This window comes from Microbacterium aquilitoris, assembly GCF_031932285.1.
GTDB classification, from domain to species: Bacteria; Actinomycetota; Actinomycetes; order Actinomycetales; family Microbacteriaceae; genus Microbacterium; species Microbacterium aquilitoris.
Genome location: NZ_JAUZVT010000001.1, coordinates 44,119 through 64,447, shown reverse-complemented (window position 1 = coordinate 64,447; position 20,329 = coordinate 44,119). Strand labels below are relative to the sequence as shown.

Below are 20,329 nucleotides of genomic sequence, written 5' to 3'. Positions count from 1 at the left end.
CATCTTGCTCGCGCCAGAGCCGGCTCAGTCGGGCGGCGCGGCGCTCGATGCGCGAGCGATGAGCACCGGCTCCGCGACATCGCCGCGCGCGGGCAGGCCGAGGGCCTCGGCGACCACGCGCTGCGCCTCACCGGCCGTGTCGACGCGCACCGTGGTGAGCGCGGGCGTGTAGAAGGCGGCATCCGCGTTGTCGTCGAAACCCGTGACCGAGACGTCCTCGGGAACCCGCAGGCCCTCGGCGACGAGGCCGGCGATGAGGCCGAGCGCCATCTGGTCGTTGGCCGCCGCGACCGCCGTCGGCCCGTCCGCTCCGCGCACCGCGACGGCCACCTCGCGCGCGATCGAGGCTCCCGCCGCCGCGCTCCAGTCGCCGTGCCAGATCGCCGCGGGACGGATGCCGGCGGCATCCAGCGCGCCATCGACGCCCTCGTCGCGGGCCGTGGCCTCGAGCCAGTCGGCGGGTCCCGCGAGTCGCGCGATGCGCCGATGGCCGAGCGTGACGAGGTGGTCGACAGCGAGCGCCGCGCCGGCGCGCTGCCGGGCGGCGCCCTCACCGGTGTGCAGCGCGGCGAGCCGGGTGTCGCCTGCGACCTGTCGCAGGGCGGGGAGCGTCGCGGTGTGCGGGGCGACGACGATGAGCGCATCGACGCCCTGGGCGAGCAGCCGCTGGGCGGCATCGGTGACGGATGCCGGGTCCGCGGCATCCGCGTAGGTCGTCGCCAACCAGCGGCCCGCCGCCCGCGCCGCCGCGTCGAGCGCGGCGATGCCCGCGCCGGGGCCCCACAGGGTGGCGTCGGAGGCGACGACCCCGACGGTGCGGGTCGTCGAGGTGCCCAGGGATCGTGCGGCGTTGTTGACGCGGTAGCCGAGTTCGGCGATCGCCGCTTCGACGCGGGCACGGGTCTCGGGCCGCAGGTTCGGGCTGTCGTTGATGACGCGCGAGACGGTCTGCGTCGAGACTCCGGCGCGGGCGGCGACGTCGCGGACGCTCGCGCGCATCGTCCCGGCCCGTCCCATGGCGCTCACTGTAGCCCTGCCCGCGGCGGCCCCTTGCACGCCGAGTCGCCCGATGTCGAGGAGCGGGAGCTCATCGGCCAGCAGGATTACGGTGGAGGATTCACGCCGACGACGGAGGAGGGACCGGATGCGGCTGCTGCAGCGACTCGCGCTCGGGCGCTTCTACGCGCGCCTGCCCGAGTGGGTGCGGGTGATCGTCGCGGTGGCAGCGGTCGTGCTCGGCGTGGTCATCGTCATCCGCCCGACGACGGCCCTCGGCGTGCTCGCCTGGCTCATCGGCGGCGGCATGGTCCTCACCGGCGTGCTGGATCTGACCGGCCGCGACGGCGAGGGCCAGCGCCCCCGCTGGCGGACGATCACCGGCGGAGCGTGGGTGGTCGGCGGGCTCATCGTGCTCCTCACCCCCGGCCTGACGGTCCGTGTCGTCGCGACGCTCGTCGGCATTCTGCTGTTCGCCGCGGGCGCGGCGGGACTCGTGGCCGTCTTCGCGAAGGGACGCACGCTGGATGCCCGCATCGCGGATGCCGCCTTCTCGATCTCGGGTGTGATCTTCGGCGTCCTCGCGCTGTTCTGGCCCGACATCACCCTGCTCGTCGTGGCCGTCGTGTTCGGGGCCCGCCTCATCATGAGCGGGGTCACCGACCTCTGGATGCGGCTGCGCCGTCGCCGCGACACCCGCGCCGAGCGCCGCCACGAGCCCCGCAGGCTGCGCCGGTGGGGGCGCACCGTGACCGCTCTCGTGTCGGTCGCGCTCGCCGTGACGACCGCGCTCGTGACCGTGCCGCTGCGCGAAGGCTCGACCGTCGTCGACGACTTCTACGCCGCGCCCCGTGACATGCCCGGGCAACCGGGCCGGCTGATCCGGGCGGAGCCGTTCACCGCCGGCATCCCGGTCTCGGCGACCGCGTGGCGGATCCTCTACACGACCACGGGCGTGGAGGGTGAGGTGCGCGTCGCGAGCGGTGTCGTCGTCGTGCCGAAGGAGGGCGACGGGAAGTGGCCGATCGTCGACTGGAACCACGGGACGACGGGCTTCTCGGAGAGCTGCGCCCCCTCGCTGCAGCCGCGCGGTCTGTGGTCGGGTGCGCTGTACATTTTGCCGACGATCATCCGGCAGGGATGGGCGGTCGTCGCGACGGACTACATCGGCCTCGGCACCGAGGGGCCGCATCCGTACCTCATCGGTCCGCCGAGTGCGACGGCGTCGCTCGACGCGGTGCGCGCCGCGCGGGAGTTGCAGGATGCCGACCTCGGCACCCGCACGGTCATCTGGGGCCACTCGCAGGGCGGCGCGGCCGCGCTCTGGGCCGGCTCGATGGCGCGCGAGTACGCGCCCGAGCTCTACGTGCAGGGCGTCGCGGCGCTCGCGCCGGCGAGTGATCCGTCCGCCCTCGTGCAGAACATCTCGAGCGTGACCGGCGGCAGCATCTTCGCCTCGTACGCGTTCGCGGCGTTCTCGTCGATCTACGACGACGTGTCCTATGACGAGTACGTGAGGCCGGGTGCCGACACCGTCCTCCGGCAGATGTCGGAGCGATGTCTGTCCGATCCCGCGATCGTCGTCTCGGTCGCCGCCTCGCTCGGCATGAGCGGCGATCCGCGGCTGTTCTCGGAGCCCCCGGCATCCGGTCCCCTCGGGGTGCACCTCCGAGAGAACGCGGCGCCGCTCCGGCAGAACGCGCCCGTGCTGCTCGCCCACGGCGGGGCGGACAGCGTCATCCCCGTGGCGACACAGACCGCGTTCGCGAAGCGGATGTGCTCGGCTGGTCAGGTCGTCGACTACCGCGTCTACGACGGCTACGAGCACGCGGCGGTCGTCGAGCGTCCGTCGCCGCTGCTCGACGAGCTCATCGAGTGGACGACCGCCCGGTTCGCGGGCGAGCCGGGCCCGGAGAAGTGCTCGACCACGAGGAAGTGAGCCGGGGGTCTGGGTGCGCCCATAGGGTGGGACGCATGACCGAGAACACCCTTCCCTCCGGCATCCATCTCGACGAGTTGAGCTCCGACGTCCGACCGCAGGACGACCTGTTCCGTTACGTCAACGGATCGTGGCTCGACCGCACCGAGATCCCCGAGGACAAGGCGCGGTGGGGGTCGTTCCACCTCGTCGCCGAGCAGGCCGAGCACGACGTCCGGGCGATCATCGAGGAGTCGACGGACGCAGAGCCGGGCACCGAGACCCGCAAGATCGGCGACCTGTACGCGAGCTTCATGGACACCGACACGATCGAGGAGCGCGGCGCCGACGCCGTCGCCCCGCAGCTGGCGCTCGTCGACCGGGTCACCGGCATCCCGAGCTTCCTGAGCACCGCCGGGTCGCTGGAGCGCGAGGGTGTCTCGGGCGTCTTCGGCACCTACATCGAGCCCGACCCGGGCAACCCGCAGCGCTACGTGATGTTCCTCGTGCAGGGCGGGCTGTCGCTGCCCGACGAGAGCTACTACCGCCTCGACAACTTCGAGAAGACCCGCATCGCGTTCCGTGCGTACGTCGCGAAGCTGTTCAGCCTCGCCGGTGTCGACGATGCCGAGGCGCAGGCCGACCGTGTCGTCGCCCTCGAGACCGAGATCGCGTCCCACCACTGGGACAACGTCCGCAGCCGTGACGCCGTCGCGACCTACAACCTGATGTCGTGGGATGCCGCAGTGCAGCTCACCGGCGTCGACCTCGCCCCGTGGCGCGACGCCGTCGCCGCCGGCAAGACGGGCGTCATAGAGGACGTCGACGTCAACCAGCCGAGCTTCTTCGAGGGCCTCGGCACGCTGCTGGTCGAGGGCCGCCTCGAGGACTGGAAGGCGTGGCTGCGTCTGCAGGTCATCCGTTCGTCCGCTCCGTTCCTGTCGCAGGCCTTCGTCGACGCGAACTTCGCGTTCTACGGCACCGAGATGACCGGCGTGCCCGTGAACCGCGAGCGCTGGAAGCGCGGTGTCTCGCTCGTCGAGGCCGCGCTCGGCGAGGCGGTCGGCAAGGTGTACGTCGAGCGTCACTTCCCGCCGCGCGCCAAGGAGGAGATGGACGTCCTCGTCGACAACCTCATCGAGGCCTACCGGCAGTCGATCTCGTCGCTCGAGTGGATGACGCCCGCCACGCGCGAGCGCGCGCTCGAGAAGCTCGAGGCCTTCACCCCGAAGGTCGGCTACCCCGTGAAGTGGAAGGACTATTCGGCGCTCGAGGTCGATGCATCCGACCTCATCGGCAACGTCCGCCGCTCGAACGCGTGGCAGCACGACCAGCAGGTCGCGAAGCTCGGCTCGCCTATCGACCGTGACGAGTGGTTCATGACCCCGCAGACGGTCAACGCGTACTACAACCCGCTCATGAACGAGATCGTGTTCCCCGCGGCGATCCTGCAGTTCCCGTTTTTCGACATGGAGCGCGATCCGGCCGCGAACTACGGCGGCATCGGTGCGGTCATCGGGCACGAGATCGGCCACGGCTTCGACGACCAGGGGAGCGCGTTCGACGGCACCGGTGCGCTCAACGACTGGTGGACCGACGAGGACCGCACGGCGTTCACCGAGCGCACGAAGACCCTCATCGAGCAGTACAACGCGCTGGTCCCGCAGGGGCTGTCCGAGGGGCACACCGTCAACGGCGCCCTCACGATCGGCGAGAACATCGGCGACCTGGGCGGCCTCGGCATCGCGATCGAGGCGTATCGGCTGCACCTGAAGACGACCGGGTCGACGGATGCCGACGGTCCCGTCATCGACGGACTCACCGGCATCCAGCGTCTGCTGCTCAGCTGGGGTCAGATCTGGCAGCAGAAGGGGCGCGATGCCGAGACGATCCGTCTGCTGACGATCGACCCGCACTCGCCGAACGAGTTCCGCTGCAACCAGATCGTCCGCAACATCGACGAGTTCTACGCCGCCTTCGACGTGACCGAGGCCGACGCGCTCTGGCTCGATCAGGACAAGCGCGTCACCATCTGGTGACCGCGGTGCGCGGCGCGCCGGTCGTCAGCATCGAGCTCGAGTTCGATGCGGCGACCGAGCGCGCCGTGCGCGCGGAGTGGCAGGCGCTCGCCGACGCCGGGCTGTCGAGCCTCGCCGCGCACACGTCGCCCTCGAATGCCCCGCACGTGACGCTGCTCGTGCGTCCCGCGGTGACCCTCGCGCGGGTGCCGCTGCCCGCGGCGTTCCCCGTGAGGCTGGGTGCGGTCGCACTCTTCGGGGCGGGGGAGCGGCGGGTGCTGGCCCGTTCGGTCGTCCCGTCGGCCGAGATGCTCGCCCTGCACGCCGCCGTGCACGAGGCCGCCGGCGCCGGCGACGACGCTCCGCACACCGCGCCGGGCGAATGGATGCCGCACGTCACCCTCGCGCGCCGGATCAAGGTGTCCGACCTCGAGCGCGCGCTGCCGCTGCTCGGCGACCCCATCCTCGGGACGGCGCGCGGGCTGAGGCGGTGGGACGCGGCATCCGCCACCGTCACCTCGCTGGGAGAGTTCGGGGGCTGAGCGCGGGGTCTGTGCGCCCGTCGCGCTGTGTGCGGGGTCTCTGCGCTCGTCGCGCTGTGTGCTTCCCCTGTCGCGACACGCCGTGTGGCGCTGCCGTTTGCGACAGGGGAGTGCGGGGCGTGGTCGCCCCCTGTGCTTCCCCTGTCTCAACACGCGGTGTGGCGCTGCCGTTTGCGACGGGGGAGTGCGACGGGCTGAACGCGCGCTCAGTCGCGCCGAAGGTCGGGCTGTGCGCGTCGCGGGCCGCCATTCGGCGCCGATGAACGCTTCCGGGGACGCGACAGGCCGCCCCGACGGGCCCGCGGCGGCGAATCGCGTCCCCGGAACCCCGCGTCAGAAGACGATCGTGTGGTTCCCGTGGCGGATGACGCGGTCCTCGGCGTGCCAGCGCACCGCGCGGGACAGCACCTGACGCTCGACGTCGGCGCCGCGTCGCACGAGCTCGGCGGTCGTGTCGGCGTGGGTGACGCGGATGGTGTCCTGCTCGATGATCGGACCCTCGTCGAGGTCGCCGGTGACGTAGTGGCTCGTCGCACCGATGAGCTTCACGCCGCGCTCCTTCGCCTTGCGGTACGGCTCGGCACCGATGAAGGCGGGCAGGAACGAGTGGTGGATGTTGATGACCGGCACCCCGAGCTCGGCGAGGAACTCCGGCGACAGGATCTGCATGTAGCGGGCGAGCACGACGAAATCGACGTTGCCCTTCAGCAGCTCGAGGATCTTCGCCTCGGATGCCGACTTGTCGGGGCCCGGCGTCGACGGCACGTGGAAGAACGGCACCCCGAACGAGCGCACGTCATCGGCCGACGTCGCGTGGTTCGAGACGACCATCGGCACCGTGATGGGCAGCTCGCCGCGGCGGTTGCGCCACAGCAGGTCGAGCAGGCAGTGGTCCTGCTTCGACGACAGGATCGCCATGCGCTTGGGCACCGACTGGTCGGTGAGCGACCACTCCAGATCGAAGGGAGCGAGCGTGTCGCCGATCTCGGTCTCGATCGCGGGGCGCTGCCCCGCGAAGCCCGGGCGGTGGAACACGACGCGCTGGAAGTACGCGCCGCCGCGGGGGTCGTCGGAGTACTGGTCGAACTGGACGATGTTGCCACCGATCCGCGTGATCATCGCCGAGACCGCGGCGATGATGCCGGGGCTGTCCTTGCCGTGCACGATGAGGCAGGCGTGGTCGGGGTGGAGCTGCGACACGGACGAAGTCATCCCTCGATTCTGCCCTGTGCGGTGACGGATGCCGACCGCGTGACGCGCGGCATCCGTCAGCGCACGCCCTTCATGAGCGACAGCACCGGCTTCACGCAGACCAGCAGCAGCACGCCCATCGCGATCGAGATGAGGCCGAGGGTCGAGAAGTAGGGGACTTCGTTCTCGGGGTCGTACAGCGTCGCGAGCTGGCCGGCGATGGCGGTGCCGAGCGACACCGACAGGAAGAACAGCGCGACCATCTGCGTCTGGAACCGCTCCGGCGCGAGCTTGGTCGCCGCCGACAGTCCCACGGGAGAGAGCATCAGCTCGGCGACCGTGAAGACGAGCAGGATGCCGACGATCGCCAGCAGCGGCGTCGAGTTCGCCCCGCCGCCCGCGAAGGGCAGGAACTGCAGGAAGGCGACGCCCATGACGGCGACGCCGAATGCGAACTTCACCGGCGTCGACGGCTGGCGTGAGCCGAGCTTCGACCACACCGCCGTGAAGACGCCCGCCAGCAGGATGATGAACACCGGGTTGATCGACTGCACCCACGGGATCGGCATCTCCCAGCCGAACAGGTTGCGGTCGAGGCGCTCGGCCGAGTACAGCGTCACGACCGTGAACTGCTGCTGGTAGAGCGACCAGAACACGACCGACGTGAGGAACAGCGGCAGGAAGCCCCACACGCGGCTGCGCTCCTGCGAGGTGATCTGACGGCTGAGCAGGATGACGGCGAAGTACGCGATAGCCGCGAGGATCACCGCACCGATCACGATCAGCGCCAGGTTGTCGGCGCGGATGACGCCGGTCAGGACCAGGACGACGATGACCACCACGGCGGCGACGCCGATCCCGGCGAACAGCGGGTAGCGTCCGCGCGGCAGCGGGTTGGGCACCACGCGCGCCTCGGCGGGCAGGCTCCGGCGGCCGAACGAGTACTGGGCGAGGCCCAGTGCCATGCCGAGTGCGGCGAGCCCGAAGCCCCAGTGGAACCCGAGGGTCGACTGCAGCAGTCCGGTCAGCAGGGGGCCGGCGAAGGCGCCGAGGTTGATGCCGAGGTAGAACAGCGAGAAACCGGCATCCCGTCGGGAATCGTCGGCGGCGTAGAGGGTGCCGACGACGCTCGTGGCGGTCGCCTTGAGTCCGCCCGATCCGAAGGCGACCAGGATGAGGCCCACGGTCACGCCCGCGAAGCCGGGGAGGAGGGCGAGGGCGATGTGCCCCGCCATGATGACGATCGCGCTCAGGAAGAGCACGCGTTCGGCGCCGAGGATGCGGTCGGCGACCCACGCCCCGAGGACGGTCGACAGGTAGACCGCGCCGCCGTAGGCGCCGACGATGCTCGCCGCGACCGTCTTGTCGACGCCGAGACCGCCGTCGGTGACCGAGAAGTACAGGTACAGCAGCAGGATTCCCTGCATGCCGTAGAAGCTGAAGCGCTCCCACATCTCGACGCCGAACACGTGCGCGAGCGCGAACGGCTGACCGAAGAATCGGGTGTCGCGCGCTGCGGTGTCGTCGGAGGATGGGAGGTCGACGGGAGGTACGTTCCGCATTCGTCCCAGGCTAGGCACCGGTCCTGGACGGGGCACCCAGGTTGTGCGACACTCCGCGCGGGTGTATCAGTCCTCGCCGACGGCGGCGCGGGTGGCGTGACGATCGGCGAGCAGCGTGTCGCGGACCCGACGGCGGAGCACCTTGCCGATGAGGGACTTCGGCAGCTCCTCCCACACGACGTAGGTCGTCGGCCGCTTGTACTCCGCGAGGCGCTCGCGGGCGAGCTCGCGCGCGGCGGCCTCGTCGAACGTCGCGCCCTCCTCCAGGACGACCACGGCGGTGACGACCTCGGCTCCGCCACCGCGGGGGATGCCGACGACCGCGGTCTCAGCGACGCCCGGCGTGGCGGTCACGACCTGCTCGACCTCCGAGGGGGCGACGTTGAAACCGCCCGTGATGATGAGCTCCTTCTTGCGGTCGACGACTGTGACGAAGCCGTCCTCGTCCTGCTGCACGAGGTCGCCGGTACGCACCCAGCCGCCCTCGAGGAGGGTCGCGGCGGTCTCCTCGGGACGGTTCCAGTACCCCGCGAACACCTGCGGTCCGTGGATGAGCAGCTCGCCGGTCTCGCCCTGCGCGACCTCGCGGGTCGGCTCGTCGGGATCGACGACCTTGATGTCGGTCGAGGGGAACGGGATGCCGATGGCCCCGATACGGCGCGACTCGTCGAACGGGTTGGCCAGTGCGATGGGGCTCGTCTCGGTGAGGCCGTACCCCTCGTTGAGCATGCTGCCCGCGAGCTTCTCCCAGCGTGAGACGACCGTCGGGGTCAGGGTCATCGCTCCCGAGATGGAGTACACGACGCGGCTGAGGTCGAGGGCGCCGTCGCGGGCGACCCGGGCCAGCCGGTCGAACATCGGCGGGACGGCGGGGATGAACGTCGGCGGGAAGGTCTTCGCGGCATCCACCACCAGTTCGGGGTCGAAGGTGGGGAAGAGCACGGCGCGCGACCCGGTCTCGACCGAGTAGATGACCGACAGCAGCAGACCGAAGGAGTGGAACATCGGCAGCAGGCCGTAGATGCTGCCCTCGCCGTGGCGGAAGTCGGGCATCCACGCGGCGCCCATGCGCGCGTTCGCCCACAGGTTGCCGTGGGTGATCATGGCGCCCTTCGGGTCGCCCGTCGTGCCCGAGGTGTACTGCAGGCAGGCGAGGTCGTCGCGCCCGGGCCGCGGGTGCCTCGGGGCGATCGGTGCGGAGTTCTCGAGCCGTGTGAACGGGATCGTGCCGGGCGCGGCCGCCGTGAGCTTGCCACGCGACTCTCTGGCCTTCGCGACGGGCAGGCGCAGCAGCATCCGCGTCTTCAGCGGCATCGCGGTGGTCACGTCGACCGAGACGACGTCGCGGATGCCGAGCTCGGCCGGCAGCGACTGGACGAGCGGCGCGACCTTGTCCCACGCGATCACGGTGCGGGCGCCGTGGTCGCGGAACTGCACCTCGAGCTCGTCCCGCGTGTAGAGCGGGTTGTGCTCGACGACGACGGCGCCGAGTCGCAGCACCGCGTAGAACGCGATGACGTGCTGCGGGGCGTTCGGCATGATCAGGGCGACGCGGTCGCCGGCGCCGATGCCGAGCTTCCGCAGTCCCTCGGCGACGCGCGCGACCCGCGAGCCGAGCTCGTCGTAGGTCACCGCCCGGCCGAAGAACGCGATCGCGTCGCGCTCGCCGTACCGGCCGACGCGCTCGTCGAGCAGGTCGATGAGCGACCCCGTCACGGGTTCGATGTCGACCGGCGTGCCGGCGGCGTAGAAGCGGTTCCAGGCGCGGGTCTCGTTCAGCTGCACGGCGACGATCCTAGGTCGCGCAGGTGCCCAGCGCGTTCCCCTTGCTCGGTGCGTGCCCGCGCGCAAGCGGGTGGCCGGAGTGTGGGGGCGCCTGCGACGCTCGAGGCATGACCGACGATGCGCTCACCGCCCGCCGCGCCCACTACGCCGGGTTCTTCGGCGACCTTCCCCGCACGGACTACGGCGTCGTCGTCGGCAACTGCCAGGCCGAGTCGGTGCGGATCGTGCTGGACTCCGACGACCTGACGCTCCTGCGCGTCCCGCCGGTGTACGAGATGGATGCCGCCGAGGCGGCGCGCCTGCACGAGGTGCTCGCGGGCGCCTCGGTGCTCATCGCGCAACCCGTGAAGGACGATTACCACGACCTCCCGCTGGGGACGCGGCAGCTCGCGGCATCCCTCCCCGCGTCGGGTCGGGCGGTCACCTTCCCGGTCGTCCGCTTCTCGGGCCTCTACCCGTTTCAGGCGGTCCTGCACGTGCCGGGGACGGAGGAGGATCCGCCGATCGTCGCGTACCACGACGTCCGCACCCTCGCCGAGGCGGGCGGCATCCCCGTCCGCGACGCGCTGGGCGCAGGCGCCGTCCGGGCCGAGGCGGCCGACTCGATCGCAGAGCTCGAGCGGCGTGAGCAGCAGCTCGACGTCGGGGTCTCCGACCTGTTCGCGGCGCCGGGCTTCGACCTCGTCCGCACCGTGAACCATCCGGGCAACCCCGTGATCCTCGCGATCGGGGACCGCGTGCTGCGGGCCCTCGGGCGACCGGGCGCGGCGACCGATCCGGGCCGGCCGCTGCTGGATGCCGTCCACGCGCCGCGCGAGGACTGGGTCATCGACGCGTGGGGACTCGACGCCGTGCCCGAGCCGGTGTGGCGGGTCAACAGCGATCTCGTCGATCCCGCCGAGATCCGCGAAGCGCACCTCGAGTGGTACCGCCGGAACCCCGACTTCGTCCGCGGCGCCCTCGAGCGACTCCGCCCGACGCTCGAGCGCTGGCGGCGCTGACCGGCGTAGCGTGGCGGGATGGCTGACGCGCTCGACATCCGCGAACTGCACACGATCGACGAGATGGTCGCCGCGAGCGGCGTCTTCGAGGCGGTCTGGGGTTCTCCGGACGGCGGGATGCCGCCGAACCTGCTGCGGGCTCTGCAGCACGCCGGCAACTACGTCGTCGGCGTGTTCGACGGCGAGCGTATGGTCGCGGCATCCGCTGCCTTCTTCGGGCCGCCGTCCTCGCGCAGCATGCATTCGCACGTGACGGGCGTCCTGCCCGAGGCGCAGGCGCGGGGCATCGGCCGCGCGCTCAAGGCGCATCAGCGCGAGTGGGCGTTCGCGCGCGAGGTCGGCACCATCACGTGGACGTTCGATCCGCTCATCGCCCGGAACGCCCACTTCAACCTTGAGGTCCTGGGCGGGCGGGTCACCGATTACCTCGTCGACCACTACGGCGACATGGGCGACGCGATCAACAGCGGCGACGAGAGCGATCGGCTGCACGTGGCGTGGCACCTGGCGTCGCCTGTCCCGACGCCCGAGGCATCTGATGTGATCGCGACGGTCGCGATCCCGAGCGACATCGAGGCGCTCCGCCGGGAAGATGCGGATGCCGCGGCCCGCCTCCGCCGCGAGGTCCGCGACGCGTTCCGCACGCAGCTCGACGCCGGCCTGGTCGTCGGCGGCTTCCGCACCGGCGAGGGGTACCTGTTCGTCCGGAGCTGAGGCGCGGCGTCAGCCCGCCCGTCGGGCCCCTTCTCCGAGCGACTCGAGCTTCGCCCAGGCGATGTCGGGGTGGATGCGCCCGCCGAGGCCGCAGTCGGTCGACGCGATGACGCGGTCGGCGCCGACGATGTCGGTGTAGCGGCGGATGCGCTGCGCGACGAGGTCGGGGTGCTCGACGACGTTGGTCGCGTGGCTGACGACGCCCGGGACGAGGACGAGGTCCTCGGGGATCCGTGCGTCGGCCCAGACGGCGAACTCGTGCTCGTGGCGGACGTTTCCCGCCTCGAACGAGATCGACCCGACGTTCGCCTCGAGGACGACGTCGAGGATGTCCTTCAATTCGACGTCGGTCGTGTGCGGACCGTGCCACGAGCCCCAACACAGGTGCAGGCGCACCTGCTCCTTCGGAAGGCCCTCGATGGCGCGGTTGATCGCCTCGATCCGGATGCGGGTGAACGCCCGGTAGTCCGCGGCCGAGGGCTCGGGGTCGATCTGGTCGAAGTTCTCGGCCAGCGACGGGTCGTCGAGCTGCAGGATGAGGCCCGCGTCGGTGATGGCCCGGTACTCCTCACGGAGGGCATCGGCCCACGCGTCGATGTGCTCCTGCTCGGACGCGTAGTAGTCGTTGTGCACTCGTGCGGCGGACCCGGGCGCGATCGCCGTGAGGAAGCCCTGCTCGCCGTCGTGGAGCGCTGCCGTGAGGTTGCGGATGTCCGCCGCCACCGCGTCGTGGCCGCGGTACGAGAGCGGACCCGTCGTGGTCGGGAAGGCCGAGGCGATGCGCCCGGTCTCGACGGCCTCGGTATAGACCGCGGGGAACCGCTGCCGGTCACGACGACCCAGGAAGCTCGTGAGGCGGACGTTCCCCGGGCTCGACAGCACGGGCGGCTCGGTGAAGGCGTTCACCTCGGTGAGCGACAGCCCGGCGACGCGCTGGAAGGAGTATCCCCACCACGCGCCGTAGTCGACCGGGTTCGTCATGGCCTTCCCGAACTCGCCGTCGCCGACGAGGGTGATGCCCGCGGCGCGCTGGCGTTCGACGACGTCCGCCACGGCACGCGCCGTCAGCTCCTCGGCCTCGGCGCTCGGCAGCAGGGTGAAGCCGTCGTCGGCGAACGCGCGCGCGGCGTTCGCCTCGATCAGCGCGGTCGAGCGGGGAAGGCTTCCGGAGGTGGTCGTCTCGAGGGGCATGGGCCGAGTCTAGGAATCGACGGATGCCGCTGCACCCGTCGTGCAACGGCCCGTAACCTGACCCCATGCCGCTCGCTCAGCACGCCGCATCCGTCCGCCTCGACGAGATCGAGCTCCGGGTGCTCCGCATCCCGCTCGTCGCTCCGTTCACGACGTCGTTCGGCACCATGACCGACCGCGAGGTCATCGTCGTCCGCGCGAGGACCGATGCGGGCGAGGGGTGGGGCGAGGTCGTCACGCAGAGCGCACCGGTGTACTCCAGCGAGTACACGCAGGGTGCGTGGGACGTCACGACGCGCTGGCTCGGTCCGGCGCTCCTGCAGCGCGGGACCCTCGCGCCCGAGGACGTCGCCGGCGTCCTCGACCCGTTCGTCGGCCACCGGATGGCGAAGGCGGGGCTCGAGCTCGCCCTGCTCGACGCCGCCCTCCGCGGCGAGGGGCGCTCGTTCGCGTCGTACCTGGGCGGGACGGCGGCGACGATCCCGTCGGGGGTGAGCGTCGGCATCCAATCCGACCCCGCAGTCCTCGTCGAGACCGTCCGCGGCTACCTCGACGAGGGATACGTCCGGATCAAGATCAAGATCAAGCCCGGTCGCGACATCGCCGAGACGGATGCCGTGCGCACAGCCTTCCCCGACATCCCGCTGCAGGTGGACGCGAACTCCGCCTACACGCTCGCCGACGCCGACACGCTCGCGCAGCTCGACCGGTTCGGCCTGCTGCTCATCGAGCAGCCGCTGCAGGAGGACGACCTCGTCGACCACGCCGCCCTCGCGCAGCAGCTGAAGACGCCCGTCTGCCTCGACGAGTCGATCACCTCGGTCAAGGCCGCGCGCGACGCGCTCGCCCTCGGGGCGACGACAGTCATCAACGTCAAGGCCGGCCGCGTCGGCGGGTACCTCGAGGCGCTCCGCATCGCCGATCTCTGCGCGTCGGCGGGGATCCCGGTCTGGTGCGGAGGGATGCTCGAGACCGGGATCGGCCGCGCGGCGAACGCGGCGCTCGCCGCGCACGCCGCGTTCACGCTGCCGGGCGACGTCTCGGCATCCGGTCGGTTCTACGACCGTGACATCGTGGCGGAGCCCGTCGTCCTCGAGGACGGACACGTGCGGGTGCCGACGGGGCCGGGCCTCGGCGTCGAGGTCGACCTCGACGCGGTCGAGGCGTTCACCGTCGCGCGCGCGACGCTCCGCGCCTGACGGTCAGGCGGGCGTCGCCCCCGCATCGTCGAAGGCGATCAGCGAGAACGCGCGCCGTACGACGTCGGCGGGTGGTTCGTCGCCGCCGTGGAACGCCCACCAGACGAGGGCCGCGTTCGACGCGCCGCTGAGCGCCTGCGCGTGGACGACCGTCGTCAGGTCGTCGACCGACGAGCCGTCGCGCTCGGCGATGAATTCCACGACCGCGTCGGCCAGCGCTCCGATCCTCGCGGAACCCATGGCCCAGAGGGTCGGGTTGTCGCGGATGACGTGGAGTCGATGACGGGTGACCTCGATCATCTCGTCGGGGATGGTCGCAGCGGCGGCGAAGGCTCTCCGGATCGCCTCCCAGGTGTCATCCTCTGCCGCGCTGCTCGCGAGGCAGGCGTGGAAGCGATCGACCGCCTCGTCGAGACCGCCCCAGACCAGCGAGGCCTTGCTGGGGAACAGCCGGAACAGTGACCGGCGGCTCACATCGGCTGCAGCCGCGACATCGTCCATCGACACGACATCGAACCCGCGCTCGTCGAAGAGTCGGAGCGCGAGGAGGGAGACGCGGTCGGGGTCGATGGTGCGGGGCCGGCCCGAGGGGCGTTCGCTGGGGGAGTTCATAGACACCTTTCGGCACTGAGTGCTAAAACTGTACCGGCGCACCGAGCGCCACTCTCGAAGGAGGAGACATGACCGAAGCGACCACCGGCCGATTCGCAGGCAAGACCATCATCGTCACGGGCGCGGGTTCGGGCATCGGACGCGCCACCGCGGTCCGGATCGCGCGCGAGGGCGGACGCGTGATTGCGACCGACGTCGTCGCCGAGCGCCTCAACGACGTGCGTGCGGAACTGTCGGACCTTCCCGTCGAGACGGTCGTCGGCGACGTGTGCCGCGCCGAGACGATCGACCTCATCATGCGCGCCGCCGCGGACCGCGTCGACGGGCTCGCCAACGTCGCCGGCATCATGGATGCCTTCCTCCCGCCGAGCGAGATCGACGACGCCACCTGGGAACGAGTGCTGAGCGTCAACCTCACCGGCCCGATGCGGCTGACGCGAGCCGTACTGCCGCTCATGATCGCCGCGGGATCCGGCGCGATCGTCAACGTCGCATCCGAGGCGGCCCTGCGCGGATCCACGTCCGGCGCCGCCTACACCTCGTCCAAGCATGCGATCGCCGGGTACACGAAGAGCGTCGCGTTCTTCCACGGACCGCAGGGGATCCGCGCGAACGCCGTCGCTCCGGGAGCCGTGGCGACGAACATCGAGGCCCCGATGCGCAGTGAATACGCGGCATCGCGAGTCGGTCCGATCTTGCAGGCGATCGTCCCTCCCGTGGCCCAGCCCGAGCAGCTCGCCGCAGCCATCACGTGGCTGCTCAGCGACGACTCGGCCAACGTGAACGGCGTCCTCCTGCCGAGCGACGGCGGGTGGTCGGCGATCTGAGCCGGCGGTCAGGGGGCGGTCACCAGACGATGCCGCCGCCGACCGAGATGCCACCCCACGTGAGCAGCACGAAGATCGCGGCGAAGACGACCGGGGCGATGCCCTTGCCCCTGCGGGCGAGGCCCTTGAACAGGGCGATCACGACGAGGATCGCGGCGACGATCGACAGCCCGCCGCCGACGAAGAAACCGATGAACAGCGGGATCGGCATGAGGATGAGGCCGAGCAGGCCGACCCAGAAGGCGGCCCAGGCGGTCGGGTTCGAGCGGCGTTCGGTGGCGTAGGACATCACCCCATCCTGGTGTCCTGCGCCCGATCCCGCGACGGGGCTGTCGTGGATCCCGAGACCTGATAGAGGGCGCGCGAGCGGTCCAACGGCCCCCGCTGCGCGGCGAGCGGCTGCGTCAGTGGGGCATCGAGGGACGCGCCTCGTGCGGGTCGCGGCGCTGCGGGATGAACAGGGCGACGCCGAGGGCGATGACGGCGGCGCCGAGACCGAGGGCGAAGGAGAGGTGGAACGCCTCGGGCGCCGGGACGGGTGTGCCGCCCAGGTCGACCGTCAGGGCGGCGAGCACCGCGCCGACGACGGCCGCGGCGATCGAGGTGCCGAGCGAGCGGAACAGCGCGTTGAGGCCGTTCGAGGCGCCTGTCTCGTGCTGGGGCACCGAGCGCATGATCAGCATCGGCATGCCGGCGTAGCCGAAGCCGATGCCCACGCCGATGAGCAGGTTCGCGACCAGCAGGTGCCAGACCTCCGACGCCCACAGCAGCGAGTAGCCGTACGCGAGGATCAACGCGCTCGCACCCATGATGAGCAGCAGGCGCGGGCCGATCGTGCGGGCGAGGCGTCCCGAGAAGGGCGAGAGCACCATCATCACGAGACCGGCGGGCATGACGATGAAGCTCGCCTGGACGAGGGTGAGTCCGAAGCCGCCGACGGATGCCGGCAGCTCCAGCATCTGCGGGTACGACACGTTCGAGGCGAACAGCGAGAAGCCCATCGCGACCGACGCGAGATTGGTGAGGAGCACGGCCGGGCGCGCCGCGACCCGCAGGTCGAGGAGGGGCTCACGGATGCGGAGTTCGAACCAGCCCCACACGAGCAGCACGGCGAGGCCGCCGAGGCCCAGGGCGAGGGTCGCCGGCGACGTCCACCCCCACTCGTTGCCGCGCGACACGGCGAGCAGGGCCCCCGTCAGACCGATCGCGAGGCCGATGGCCCCGGCGAAGTCGAACCTGCCCGCGGTCCGCAGGACGCTCGCCGGCACGACGAGGGCGACGAGGACGAAGACGACGACGCCGAGCCCCGCAGCCATCCAGAAGAGCACGTGCCAGTCGCTCGTCTCGGTGATGATCGCGCTGACCGGCATGCCGACGGCGCCGCCGACCCCGAGGGTCGCGGACATCAAGGCGATGGCGGCATCCACCCGGTCCTCGTGCAGCACGTCGCGCATGATCGAGATGCCGAGCGGGACGACGCCGGTGACGGCGCCCTGCAGGGCACGTCCGACGATGATGCCGCCGATGCCGGGGGAGAGGGCGGCGATGACCGACCCGACGATGAGGAGCCCCAGCAGGATGAGGACGATCCGGCGCTTGCCGTACATGTCGCCCAGTCGCCCCGCGATCGGCGTCGAGACCGCTGCGGCGAGAAGAGTCGCCGTCACGACCCATGCGGTGTCCTCGCGAGAGGCATTCAGGAGCTCGGGGAGCTTCGCCTGGATCGGGACGACCAGGGTGAACATGAACGACGACGCGAGTCCCGCGATCGCCAGAACGGCGACGATGGCGCCCTGTCGTGGCATGCGGGTGAGTCTGCGTCTGTCGTCCGAGGGCATCCCTCCAGGTTAAGCCCGGCCTGCGACGTCGGAGGCGGCCGGGCTCATCTCCGGCGGATCATCCCGCCGAACGCCAGTCGTCCGACTCCATGTGCGAGCCCGCCTGCGGGCCCATCTGCAGCATCCCGCCGTCCACGACCCAGGTCGCGCCCGTCACGTACGACGACGCGGGGGAGGCGAGGAAGGCGATCACGTCGGCGATCTCCTCCGGCTTGCCGGGACGGGGGATCGGGATGCCGGGGCGATGCGTGTTCTCGGCGTCCTCGGCATCCATGTCGTTGATGGGTGTCGCGATCTCGCCCGGGGCGACGGAGTTGACCGTGATGCCCTTCGGGCCGAGCTCCTGGGCCATCGTCTTCACGAGCCCTTCGAGACCGTGCTTCGATGCGACGTAGGCGGCCGAACCGACGCGCGGCTGCGAGCCGTGGACGCTCGTGACGGCGATGATGCGCCCCTCCTGGCCGGCATCGGCCATCAGCTTCGCGGCCGTGTGCATGCCGACGAAGGCGCCGTCGAGGTTCAGCCCGACGACGGTGCGCCACCCGTCGATGTCCATGTCGAGGAACGGTCCGCCGGTGCCGCCGCCGGCGTTGTTGACGAAGACGTCGAGACCACCCAGCTGCTCGGCGAGGTGGCGGACCGTGCCGGGGACCGACTCGAGGTCGGTCGCATCGAACTGCGCGACGACGGCGTTGCGGCCGCGGCGGCGGACCTCCTCGGCCGTCTCGTTCGCGCCGTCCTCATCGGAGTGCCACGTCACCCCCACGTCCATCCCGGCGTCGGCGAGGGCGAGGGCGGTCGCGCGCCCGATCCCGGAGTCGGAGGCGGTCACGATGGCGCGGCGGGGCGAGAAGGTCATGGTCCGACGCTACGAACCGACGCGACCGCGGCGCACCCGCTTGACAGCACTGTGGCCCCGGACGTACCGGAGCCGCAGTCTGTCAGTGCGAGGTGGTCGAGCGCAGGCGGGTGATGTCGGCGTCGGACAGGAGCGCCCGCGGCATGACCGCGACCGGTCCGAGCGGCGAACCGACCTTCAGCAGGAGCGCGTCGCCGGCGGCATCCACTCGGCGGAAGGCCGTGTAGCGGATGTCACTCGTACCGAGTGCCGAGGTCGCCCGCATGCCCTCGGCGGTGAGCGTCGCCGTCGCGACGAAGCCCACCGGGTAGGCGCGCAGGATCGAGGATCGGACGGCGATCCACGACGCGATCACCGCTCCGCACAGGATGACCACCATGGCGATGCCCACCCACGCAGCGCCCTCACTCCCCGTGGCGGTGAGGAACACACTCAGGATCACGATCAGGGCCGTGGCGGTCATCAGCACGATCCAGGACGGCCGCGTCAGCTGCCAGCGGAGGAAGCCGCGCGCGAGGCGGGAGGCCAGCTGCTCGTCGACGACGAGCGACCGGCCTCCCTCGGGCGTGCTCACACCGCGTCCGGCGAGGGGGTGTCGACGGGCGCTGCCGGCTCAGCGGCGGGCTCCGCCGCCCGGCGACGCAGCGGCGCGGCGTCCTGCGCCGCCTGCTCGTTCTGCAAGCCCTGGGCGATCCCGCGACCCGTGGCCTGGCCCTGGATGATGCCGCGCAGGTCGATGCCCGTCGCCGCCTGGACGGCGTCGAACGTCGCGCGCATGCTCGAGGCGCTCTCGCCGGCGATGTGGCTCGATGCCCCCTCGCCGCCGAGCACCGTGATCGAGCCGACCTTGTCGAAGCCGCGTGCGAACTCGGTCATGAGCGGCACGAGCGACTCGATGGCGCGCTGCGCGAGCAGGGCCTGCTGGTTCTCGGCGAGGGCGCGTGCCTCTGCCGTGAGGGCCGCAGCGCGTGCTTCACCCTCCAGCCGCACGGCGGCGGCGTCGGCCTCGGCGCGCAGGCGCGTGGCCTCGGCTTCCTGGGCGGCGATCTGCGCACGCGCCTCAGCGGCCTTGACCTGCGTGTAGGCGTCCGCGTCGGCGGAGCGCTCGCGCTCATAGAGCGAGGCGTCGGCGACCTTCTTGACGTCGGCGTCGAGCTGCGCCTGACGGTTCTCGGCCTGCTGCAGGAGGACGGCCTGCTCGCGCTCGGCACGGGCGAGGGCCTCGGCCTGCTCCGCCTCGGCGCGGGCACGACCAACCTCGGCCGCGGCTGCGGCGGAGTTCTTGTCGTACGCGGTCTGCTCGATGAGGTTCGCCTCGTCGGTCGCGATCTGGCGCGCCTTGACCTCGCGGGCGGCGTTGATGCGCGCGACCTCGGCCTCGCGGCGGACGCGCTCGACCTCGGTCGCGCCGAGGGCGTCGATGTAGCCGTTCTTGTCGGTGACGCCCTGGATCTGGAACGAGTCGAGGATGAGGCCCTGCGACAGCAGGTCGCTCTTGATGCCGTCGGCGATCTGGTCCGACAGCTTCTGCCGGTCGTTCATGAGCTGCTCGACGGTCAGGGTCGCCACGACTCCGCGGAGCGCACCCTCGAGCTGCTCGGTCGTGAACTGCTCGATCGCACCGTCCTGCGAGAGGAAGCGCTCGGCCGCACGACGGACGAGTTCGGGGTCCGAGCCGATCTTGACGAGGGCGACACCGCTGACGTTGACCGTGACACCGGTGGATGACTGGGCCGTCGGCTCCATCTTGATCTGACGCGCGCGCAGCGAGATCATCTCGGCCCGCTGCGTCAGTGGGTTGACGAGCGCGCCGCCGCCGGTGATGACCGAGATGCGCGATGAATCCCCCGACGCGTTCTTCTGGTTGCGTCCGACGATGACGAGCGCCTGGTCGGCCTTGGCGACCTTGTACCACGCCCGCAGCACCACCATGAAGATGATGATGAAGACGATGACGGCGACGACGGCGATGGCGCCGATGACGAAAGCCCCGCCTGTGACGAGTGCGTCCATGTGTGATTTCCCCCGAGTCTCGATGTCTCTGCGCGGCACGGTGCACGTGCCCACTACGAACGT

At 71.1% G+C, this 20,329-nt stretch carries 18 protein-coding genes; 7 read left to right on the top strand and 11 right to left on the bottom strand.

Features of this window, described 5'->3' with window-relative positions:
• Positions 1-24: 24 nt before the first annotated feature.
• Complete coding sequence (locus tag Q9S78_RS00325; RefSeq protein WP_311868075.1) at positions 25-1,017, bottom strand: substrate-binding domain-containing protein; 993 nt, start codon at positions 1,015-1,017, stop codon at positions 25-27.
• Positions 1,018-1,144: 127 nt separating this feature from the next.
• Between Q9S78_RS00325 and Q9S78_RS00320 the strand changes: the two genes are divergently transcribed.
• From Q9S78_RS00320 to Q9S78_RS00310, 3 genes are read left to right on the top strand one after another with little or no spacing between them, the layout of a single operon-like run.
• Positions 1,145-2,935: an alpha/beta fold hydrolase gene (locus tag Q9S78_RS00320; protein WP_311868074.1), complete on the top strand. Its 1,791-nt coding sequence runs from the start codon at positions 1,145-1,147 to the stop codon at positions 2,933-2,935.
• Between the two features lie 35 nt (positions 2,936-2,970).
• Complete coding sequence (locus Q9S78_RS00315) at positions 2,971-4,953, top strand: M13 family metallopeptidase (RefSeq protein WP_311868072.1); 1,983 nt, start codon at positions 2,971-2,973, stop codon at positions 4,951-4,953.
• Complete coding sequence (locus Q9S78_RS00310) at positions 4,950-5,474, top strand: 2'-5' RNA ligase family protein (protein WP_311868071.1); 525 nt, start codon at positions 4,950-4,952, stop codon at positions 5,472-5,474. Before Q9S78_RS00315 ends, Q9S78_RS00310 begins: the two co-directional genes overlap by 4 nt.
• Positions 5,475-5,807: 333 nt before the next feature.
• On the opposite strand, the gene purU is transcribed toward Q9S78_RS00310, so the two are convergent.
• The 3 genes from purU to Q9S78_RS00295 form a co-directional block, all read right to left on the bottom strand.
• Entirely contained in the window at positions 5,808-6,686 is an 879-nt protein-coding gene (gene purU / locus Q9S78_RS00305; protein ID WP_018187485.1) for a formyltetrahydrofolate deformylase, read from the bottom strand.
• Positions 6,687-6,742: 56 nt separating this feature from the next.
• On the bottom strand, positions 6,743-8,227 hold the full coding sequence (locus Q9S78_RS00300; RefSeq protein WP_311868068.1) for a peptide MFS transporter: 1,485 nt from the start codon (positions 8,225-8,227) through the stop codon (positions 6,743-6,745).
• A gap of 66 nt (positions 8,228-8,293) precedes the next feature.
• Positions 8,294-10,012, bottom strand: a complete 1,719-nt coding sequence (locus Q9S78_RS00295) for a long-chain-fatty-acid--CoA ligase (protein WP_311868067.1) — start codon at positions 10,010-10,012, stop codon at positions 8,294-8,296.
• Between the two features lie 107 nt (positions 10,013-10,119).
• Between Q9S78_RS00295 and Q9S78_RS00290 the strand changes: the two genes are divergently transcribed.
• Both Q9S78_RS00290 and Q9S78_RS00285 read left to right on the top strand, forming a co-directional pair.
• Complete coding sequence (locus tag Q9S78_RS00290; RefSeq protein ID WP_311868066.1) at positions 10,120-11,013, top strand: WcbI family polysaccharide biosynthesis putative acetyltransferase; 894 nt, start codon at positions 10,120-10,122, stop codon at positions 11,011-11,013.
• A gap of 18 nt (positions 11,014-11,031) precedes the next feature.
• The gene (locus Q9S78_RS00285; RefSeq protein WP_020098567.1) at positions 11,032-11,727 is read left to right on the top strand and encodes a GNAT family N-acetyltransferase; all 696 of its coding nucleotides are present in this window, start codon (positions 11,032-11,034) and stop codon (positions 11,725-11,727) included.
• 9 nt (positions 11,728-11,736) lie between these two features.
• On the opposite strand, the gene Q9S78_RS00280 is transcribed toward Q9S78_RS00285, so the two are convergent.
• Positions 11,737-12,918, bottom strand: coding sequence for a cobalamin-independent methionine synthase II family protein (locus tag Q9S78_RS00280; RefSeq protein ID WP_311868064.1), 1,182 nt, complete (start codon positions 12,916-12,918; stop codon positions 11,737-11,739).
• A 65-nt stretch (positions 12,919-12,983) separates the two neighbouring features.
• Between Q9S78_RS00280 and menC the strand changes: the two genes are divergently transcribed.
• Complete coding sequence (menC, locus tag Q9S78_RS00275; RefSeq protein ID WP_311858040.1) at positions 12,984-14,117, top strand: o-succinylbenzoate synthase; 1,134 nt, start codon at positions 12,984-12,986, stop codon at positions 14,115-14,117.
• Positions 14,118-14,120: 3 nt separating this feature from the next.
• On the opposite strand, the gene Q9S78_RS00270 is transcribed toward menC, so the two are convergent.
• A complete protein-coding gene (locus Q9S78_RS00270; protein WP_311868062.1) occupies positions 14,121-14,729 on the bottom strand; it encodes an acyl-CoA-like ligand-binding transcription factor in 609 nt (202 codons plus the stop codon).
• A 68-nt stretch (positions 14,730-14,797) separates the two neighbouring features.
• Between Q9S78_RS00270 and Q9S78_RS00265 the strand changes: the two genes are divergently transcribed.
• Entirely contained in the window at positions 14,798-15,556 is a 759-nt protein-coding gene (locus tag Q9S78_RS00265; protein WP_311868060.1) for an SDR family NAD(P)-dependent oxidoreductase, read from the top strand.
• 19 nt (positions 15,557-15,575) lie between these two features.
• Here Q9S78_RS00265 and Q9S78_RS00260 read toward each other — a convergent pair whose 3' ends face one another.
• The 5 genes from Q9S78_RS00260 to Q9S78_RS00240 all read right to left on the bottom strand — a co-directional run bounded on the left by Q9S78_RS00260 (position 15,576) and on the right by Q9S78_RS00240 (position 20,266).
• Positions 15,576-15,845 carry a hypothetical protein gene (locus Q9S78_RS00260; RefSeq protein ID WP_116227553.1) on the bottom strand — a complete coding sequence of 90 codons (270 nt, stop codon included), beginning with the start codon at positions 15,843-15,845 and terminating at the stop codon, positions 15,576-15,578.
• A 115-nt stretch (positions 15,846-15,960) separates the two neighbouring features.
• Positions 15,961-17,361, bottom strand: a complete 1,401-nt coding sequence (locus Q9S78_RS00255; RefSeq protein WP_311868058.1) for an MFS transporter — start codon at positions 17,359-17,361, stop codon at positions 15,961-15,963.
• A gap of 91 nt (positions 17,362-17,452) precedes the next feature.
• A complete protein-coding gene (locus Q9S78_RS00250) occupies positions 17,453-18,253 on the bottom strand; it encodes an SDR family oxidoreductase (protein WP_311868056.1) in 801 nt (266 codons plus the stop codon).
• 82 nt (positions 18,254-18,335) lie between these two features.
• The gene (locus tag Q9S78_RS00245; protein ID WP_311858037.1) at positions 18,336-18,827 is read right to left on the bottom strand and encodes a hypothetical protein; all 492 of its coding nucleotides are present in this window, start codon (positions 18,825-18,827) and stop codon (positions 18,336-18,338) included.
• The gene (locus Q9S78_RS00240) at positions 18,824-20,266 is read right to left on the bottom strand and encodes an SPFH domain-containing protein (RefSeq protein WP_018187472.1); all 1,443 of its coding nucleotides are present in this window, start codon (positions 20,264-20,266) and stop codon (positions 18,824-18,826) included. The genes Q9S78_RS00245 and Q9S78_RS00240 overlap by 4 nt, the downstream gene beginning before the upstream one ends.
• Positions 20,267-20,329: the final 63 nt, after the last annotated feature.

What these genes read in the sequence shown, in the direction of transcription:
- Q9S78_RS00325 (WP_311868075.1), bottom strand. Translation starts at nt 1,017, where the DNA reads ATGGGACGGGCCGGGACGATGCGCGCGAGCGTCCGCGACGTCGCCGCC.
- Q9S78_RS00320 (WP_311868074.1), top strand. Translation starts at nt 1,145, where the DNA reads ATGCGGCTGCTGCAGCGACTCGCGCTCGGGCGCTTCTACGCGCGCCTG.
- Q9S78_RS00315 (WP_311868072.1), top strand. Translation starts at nt 2,971, where the DNA reads ATGACCGAGAACACCCTTCCCTCCGGCATCCATCTCGACGAGTTGAGC.
- purU (WP_018187485.1), bottom strand. Translation starts at nt 6,686, where the DNA reads ATGACTTCGTCCGTGTCGCAGCTCCACCCCGACCACGCCTGCCTCATC.
- Q9S78_RS00300 (WP_311868068.1), bottom strand. Translation starts at nt 8,227, where the DNA reads ATGCGGAACGTACCTCCCGTCGACCTCCCATCCTCCGACGACACCGCA.
- Q9S78_RS00290 (WP_311868066.1), top strand. Translation starts at nt 10,120, where the DNA reads ATGACCGACGATGCGCTCACCGCCCGCCGCGCCCACTACGCCGGGTTC.
- Q9S78_RS00285 (WP_020098567.1), top strand. Translation starts at nt 11,032, where the DNA reads ATGGCTGACGCGCTCGACATCCGCGAACTGCACACGATCGACGAGATG.
- Q9S78_RS00280 (WP_311868064.1), bottom strand. Translation starts at nt 12,918, where the DNA reads ATGCCCCTCGAGACGACCACCTCCGGAAGCCTTCCCCGCTCGACCGCG.
- menC (WP_311858040.1), top strand. Translation starts at nt 12,984, where the DNA reads ATGCCGCTCGCTCAGCACGCCGCATCCGTCCGCCTCGACGAGATCGAG.
- Q9S78_RS00270 (WP_311868062.1), bottom strand. Translation starts at nt 14,729, where the DNA reads ATGAACTCCCCCAGCGAACGCCCCTCGGGCCGGCCCCGCACCATCGAC.
- Q9S78_RS00265 (WP_311868060.1), top strand. Translation starts at nt 14,798, where the DNA reads ATGACCGAAGCGACCACCGGCCGATTCGCAGGCAAGACCATCATCGTC.
- Q9S78_RS00260 (WP_116227553.1), bottom strand. Translation starts at nt 15,845, where the DNA reads ATGTCCTACGCCACCGAACGCCGCTCGAACCCGACCGCCTGGGCCGCC.
- Q9S78_RS00255 (WP_311868058.1), bottom strand. Translation starts at nt 17,361, where the DNA reads ATGCCACGACAGGGCGCCATCGTCGCCGTTCTGGCGATCGCGGGACTC.
- Q9S78_RS00250 (WP_311868056.1), bottom strand. Translation starts at nt 18,253, where the DNA reads ATGACCTTCTCGCCCCGCCGCGCCATCGTGACCGCCTCCGACTCCGGG.
- Q9S78_RS00240 (WP_018187472.1), bottom strand. Translation starts at nt 20,266, where the DNA reads ATGGACGCACTCGTCACAGGCGGGGCTTTCGTCATCGGCGCCATCGCC.